The sequence below is a fragment of the Cobetia sp. genome, assembly GCF_983723665.1.
On the sequence record NZ_CFDJES010000135.1, the window covers coordinates 1 to 5,278 of the forward strand.

General features: G+C 64.4%; 5 protein-coding genes. All 5 read left to right on the forward strand.

Annotated elements, in window-relative coordinates:
* The first annotated feature begins 44 nt into the window (after positions 1-44).
* Positions 45-1,352: an O-acetylhomoserine aminocarboxypropyltransferase/cysteine synthase family protein gene (locus AC4FAH_RS12095; RefSeq protein ID WP_131433029.1), complete on the forward strand. Its 1,308-nt coding sequence runs from the start codon at positions 45-47 to the stop codon at positions 1,350-1,352.
* A gap of 344 nt (positions 1,353-1,696) precedes the next feature.
* Positions 1,697-2,674: a TRAP transporter substrate-binding protein gene (locus AC4FAH_RS12100; RefSeq protein WP_054556958.1), complete on the forward strand. Its 978-nt coding sequence runs from the start codon at positions 1,697-1,699 to the stop codon at positions 2,672-2,674.
* 2 nt (positions 2,675-2,676) lie between these two features.
* Positions 2,677-3,258 carry a TRAP transporter small permease gene (locus tag AC4FAH_RS12105; protein WP_490246097.1) on the forward strand — a complete coding sequence of 194 codons (582 nt, stop codon included), beginning with the start codon at positions 2,677-2,679 and terminating at the stop codon, positions 3,256-3,258.
* A complete protein-coding gene (locus tag AC4FAH_RS12110) occupies positions 3,255-4,544 on the forward strand; it encodes a TRAP transporter large permease (RefSeq protein ID WP_107334689.1) in 1,290 nt (429 codons plus the stop codon). The genes AC4FAH_RS12105 and AC4FAH_RS12110 overlap by 4 nt, the downstream gene beginning before the upstream one ends.
* A 3-nt stretch (positions 4,545-4,547) precedes the next feature.
* Positions 4,548-5,278 (forward strand): aldolase/citrate lyase family protein (locus tag AC4FAH_RS12115; protein ID WP_490246098.1); only part of this gene is annotated, 731 nt, incomplete at its 3' end.

Consider the following 5,278-nt stretch of genomic DNA (forward strand, 5'->3'; position numbering starts at 1 on the left):
TCGCCACGCTCTCGCACAAGGACACTGTCATGTCGGTTGACAACATGAAGCTGGAATCCCTCGCCCTGCATCACGGCTATACCTCGGAAGCCACCACCAAGGCGGCGGCGGTGCCGATCTACCAGACCACCTCCTACACCTTCGATGATACCCAGCACGGCGCGGACCTCTTCGATCTCAAGGTGCCGGGCAACATCTACACCCGCATCATGAACCCGACCAATGACGTGCTGGAGCAGCGCATGGCCGCCGTCGAGGGCGGTATCGCGGCGCTGGCGGTGGCTTCCGGCATGGCGGCGATCACCTATGCCATCCAGGCGCTGGTGCAGGTCGGCGACAACATCGTCAGCACCAGCCAGCTGTATGGCGGCACCTACAACCTGTTCGCCCATAGCCTGCCGCGTCAGGGGGTCGAGGTGCGCATGGCGGCCTTCGATGACTTCGCCGGCCTCGAGGCGCTGATCGATGACAAGACCCGCGCCGTCTTCTGCGAGTCCATCGGCAATCCTGCCGGCAACATCGTCGATCTCGAGCGTCTGGCCGAGATCGCCCACCAGCATGGCGTGCCGCTGATCGTCGACAACACCGTCGCCACGCCAGTGCTGTGCCGCGCCTTCGATCACGGCGCCGATATCGTGATCCACTCGCTGACCAAGTATATCGGCGGCCACGGCACCACCGTGGGTGGCATCATCATTGATTCAGGCAAGTTCGACTGGGTCGCCAACAAGGAGCGCTTCCCGATTCTCAACGAGCCGGACCCCTCCTACCACGGCGTCGTCTACACCGAGGCCTTCGGTCCGGCCGCCTATATCGGGCGTTGCCGTGTGGTGCCACTGCGCAATACTGGCGCGGCGCTGTCACCGCAGAGCGCCTTCCTGCTGCTGCAAGGCCTGGAAACCCTCAGCCTGCGCATGGAACGCCACTGCAGCAATGCGCTCACGCTGGCCGAGTATCTGCAGCAGCACCCGAGCGTCAGCTGGGTCAACTACGGCGCGCTGCCCGACAGCCCCTATCACGCCACCTGCCAGAAGATCACCGGCGGCAAGGCCTCCGGTATCATAAGCTTCGGCATCAAGACGGACGCGACTGGTGATGACAAGGCCGAAGCCGGGCGCATCGCCGGCGGCAAGTTCATCGATGCGCTGCAGATGATTCTGCGCCTGGTCAATATCGGCGATGCCAAGTCGCTGGCCTGCCACCCGGCCTCCACCACTCACCGCCAGCTCAACGAGGAAGAACTGGCCAAGGCCGGCGTCTCGGCGGATCTGGTGCGCATCTCGGTGGGGATCGAGCACATCGACGACATCATCGCCGATGTCAGCCAGGCGCTGGACAAGGCGGTGGCGTGACGCGAGAGCGGCTCCCAAACGACATTGAGGCGCCAACCAGGCTGTCTCAGTGATATCTCAGCGCCCGCGAAGACACCCCTCTTCGCGGGCGCCTTGTGTTGCGTGTCCCGATGACTGCTGCTGCGCCCAGGCCTGCCAGAACCGCAATGGGCTGCAAAGCAAGATAACGGTATATAAAAAGACTAGACTCTCAGGTCGGCGATCCATCGAGACCCAGCATAAATCTGGTTAATACCAAGAATAAAAAATCGAAACTACCGAAATACACGAACAGAACACACTCTTGGATCAAGGCGCACACAGAGGCGCCTGTCACAACGATAACAACTCCAAGAGGTGTCCCGATGAAGCGTACCCTGCTGACCGCTGCAATTGCCGCTACCGCTATCCTGCCGCTGAGCGCCGCTCAGGCTCAGGATATCAAGCTCGGCCACGTGCTGGCGCCCACCCATAGCTGGAACATCGCTGCGGAAGGTTTTGCCAAGGATGTCGCCGAGGCCACTGATGGCCGCGTCAATTTCCAGGTCTTCCCCAGCGGACAGCTCGGCAACGAGAAGACGGTCGTGGAAGGCATGCAGATCGGCAGCGTGCCGGCTGGCGTGATCGGCTGTGGCTCCTTCCAGCCGCTGGATGCCCGCTTCGGCATCGTCGAACTACCCTACTCCTGGCCGGACCGCGAACATGCCTACGCCGCCTACGATGGCAAGCTGGGCGATGCGCTCGAGGATGTCGCCGACGAGCACAACATGAAGATCCTGTCGTGGTGGGAAAACGGCTTCCGTCACGTCACCAACAACCGTGGCCCCATCACCACCCCGGAAGACCTCGCCGGCCTCAAGATTCGCGTCACGCCGGACAAGATGCGTCTGGACACCTTCACCGCACTGGGTTCCAGCCCGGCGCCGCTGTCCTTCGGTGAGCTCTACTCCGCGCTTCAGCAGGGCGTGTTCGATGCCCAGGAAAACCCGCTGGCCATCATCTATTCCTCTTCGTTCAGCGAAGTGCAGGACTACGTCTCCCTCACTGGTCACGTCTGGGCACCGGCGTGTCTGACCATCTCCAACTTCACCTGGAACCAGCTCTCCGAGCAGGATCAGGCCGCAGTGCAGAAGAGCGCCGACGAATGGCGTGACAAGCAGCGCGCGATGACCCAGAAGGATGACGCCGAGCTGGTCGCCAAGCTGGAAGAAGCAGGCATGCAGGTCAACGAGGTCGACACCGCGCCCTTCAATGCCAAGGTGCAGGGTGTGTGGGCCGAGTACACCGACGTCTTCGGGCCTGAGCTGATGGGCCTGGTCGAGCAATACCGCAAGGGCGAGTAACGATGTCTTCCGCCTCTCCCTCCGTCAAGCCGCTGGCCGTGTTGTGTGCCGTGCGTACCTTGATGATCACCCTCTCACGTTGGAGCTGCCGGGGCTGTCTGGCCCTGGCTGCCAGCGGAGTCGCCGCGCTGTCGGCACTGGTGATCTGGACCGTCTTCATGCGTTGGGTCATGGGTCAGCCGCCGCACTGGGCAGAAGAGTTGCCGCAGCTGGTGCTGGTATGGACCACCCTGCTGGCCGCGGTGTCCTGCACCCGCAACCGCACTCACCTGAGTGCGGGCCTGCTGCCGCTGCTGGTGCGCTCGATGCGTATCCAGCGCATTACCGGACGCATCACTGACGCCATGATCCTGATCATGCTGCTGTTGCTGGCCAAGGCAGGCATGGATCTGACCGTCATCACGATGCGTCAAACCACCACTGCGCTGCAGATTCCGGCCGGTATCGTCTATCTGTCCGTGCCGCTGTGCTGCACCGCGATGGCACTGGTACAGCTGGAGCACCTGCTGACGCCGACCGCAACCTCCCGTGACACCCTGGCCGATGACGCCCCGTCATCCCCACGCCAAGGAGATGCCTCATGACTCTCGGCGCCCTGGCTCTGCTCGGCGTATTCGCGCTCGGCATCCTCATCGACATTCCCATCGCCTTCGCGCTGTTGATGTCGGCCCTCTTCTACCTGCTGGCCTTCGGTGCCGCGCCCATGATGGTCTCGGCGCAGCAATTCGTGGCCGGGATGGAAAGCTTCACCCTGCTGGCGATCCCGCTGTTCGTGCTCGCCGCCCAGTTGATGAACCGCGCCGGTCTGACCGAACGCCTGGTACGCCTGTGCATGGCGATGGTCGGTGACATCCGCGGCGGTCTGGCGGTGGTCGCGGTGCTCGCCTGCATGATGTTCGGCGCGCTGTCCGGCTCCGGCGTGGCGGACGTGATCGCCATCGGCAGCATGCTGCTGCCCACCATGGCCCGCAACGGCTATGACAAGGGCTTCAGCAGTGCGCTGGTCGGCACCGCCAGCTCCATCGGCACCGTGATTCCGCCCAGCATCGTGATGATCGTCTACGGCACCACCTCCAATACCTCGGTGGGCCAGCTGTTCATGGGCGGCATCATCCCCGGCCTGATGCTGACCGTCGCGCTGGTCGGCGTCGCCCTCTACATGTCACGCAAGCATGGCTGGTCGGGTGGTGTCGCGGCCCGTGTGCCCGGCGAGCGTCGCCGCGCCCTGCTCAGCGCCATGCCGGCCCTGATGGTGCCGGTGATGATCATCGGTGGCATCCGCTTCGGGGTCTTCACGCCCACCGAAGCCGCCGCCTCCGCGATTCTCTACGCCATCATCATCGGCACCTGTGTCTATCGCAGCCTGACCTGGCGCGGCTTCCTGGACAGCGTCAAGGCAACTGCCGAGACCACCGGCGCCATCCTGCTGATCATCGGTGCGGCCGGCATGTTCGCCTGGGGCCTGACCTACGAGCAGGTGCCGCAGGCCATCGCCCAGCTGATCGGCGAATTCACCGACAGCCGCATCAGCGTCCTGCTGCTGCTGACCGCCGTGCTACTGGTGCTGGGTTCCTTCATGGAAAGCGTGGCGATCATCATCATCGTGACGCCCATCGTGATGCCGCTGCTAGCGCAATACGGCATCAGTCCGGTGCACTTCGGGGTACTGCTGACCGTCAATCTGGCCATCGGCGCCAATACGCCGCCGCTGGGCATCGACCTGATGGCCGCCTGTCGCATCGCCGGTATCAACGTCAGCGATTCGCTGCGCCCGCTGGGCCTGATGCTGGGCGCGATGCTGACCGTGCTGATGCTGATCACCTTCATTCCGGAACTCGTGCTGTTCCTGCCCAACCTGATGGAGGGCTGAGTGATGACCACCGCCATGGACCACAAGCTTCCCCAGCGCTGGCTGTTCGTGCCGGGTGACGACGCCGCCCGTCTGCAGGCCGCCCTCACCAGCGGCGCCGATGCCATCGTGGTCGATCTCGAAGAGTTCACCCCGGCCGCCGGACGCAAGCTTGCCATCAGTCGCTTCGCCGACTTCGCCAGACGCGCCCGTGCCCTGAAGGTGTGGCCGGCCGTGCGCCTCAACCTGCTGGAGCACGGCGGTCGCGACGAACTGGCAGAGCTGATCAGCACCACCCTGGGCGATCCCACCGGGACTCCCGCCGCCATCTTCCTGCCCGCCGTCGAGCAACGCGCCCAGCTGGCTGCGCTGGATGACGCCCTCGCCGAGCAGGAAGCCCTGCATGGCCTGACACGGGGCAGTCTGAAGAGCGTCGCGACGCTGGAAAGCCAGGCCGGACTGCTGGCCGCCGAGGAACTGCTCGCCGCGGGCGATGACACGCCACGCCTGCTGGGAGCACTGATCGGTACCGGGGATCTGGCTGCGGATCTGGGCCTGATGCCCGACCAGCCCGCCGCCACCATCACCGAGACGCTCAAGCCGTGGCGTCAGCGGTTGGCGCGGGCCTGCAAGACCCATCGCCGGCTGGCCATCGATGGCCCGTGGCGCTGGAAGCACGGGCTGGGCACCGACCAGCACTGGGCCAATCAGCAGGGGCTGCAGGCGCGTTGCGTCATCTACCCCGAACAGCTCGA

Excerpts from the sequence above, each read along its gene's own strand:
- AC4FAH_RS12100 (WP_054556958.1), top strand. The coding sequence starts at position 1,697 with ATGAAGCGTACCCTGCTGACCGCTGCAATTGCCGCTACCGCTATCCTG.
- AC4FAH_RS12110 (WP_107334689.1), top strand. The coding sequence starts at position 3,255 with ATGACTCTCGGCGCCCTGGCTCTGCTCGGCGTATTCGCGCTCGGCATC.
- AC4FAH_RS12105 (WP_490246097.1), top strand. The coding sequence starts at position 2,677 with ATGTCTTCCGCCTCTCCCTCCGTCAAGCCGCTGGCCGTGTTGTGTGCC.
- AC4FAH_RS12095 (WP_131433029.1), top strand. The coding sequence starts at position 45 with ATGAAGCTGGAATCCCTCGCCCTGCATCACGGCTATACCTCGGAAGCC.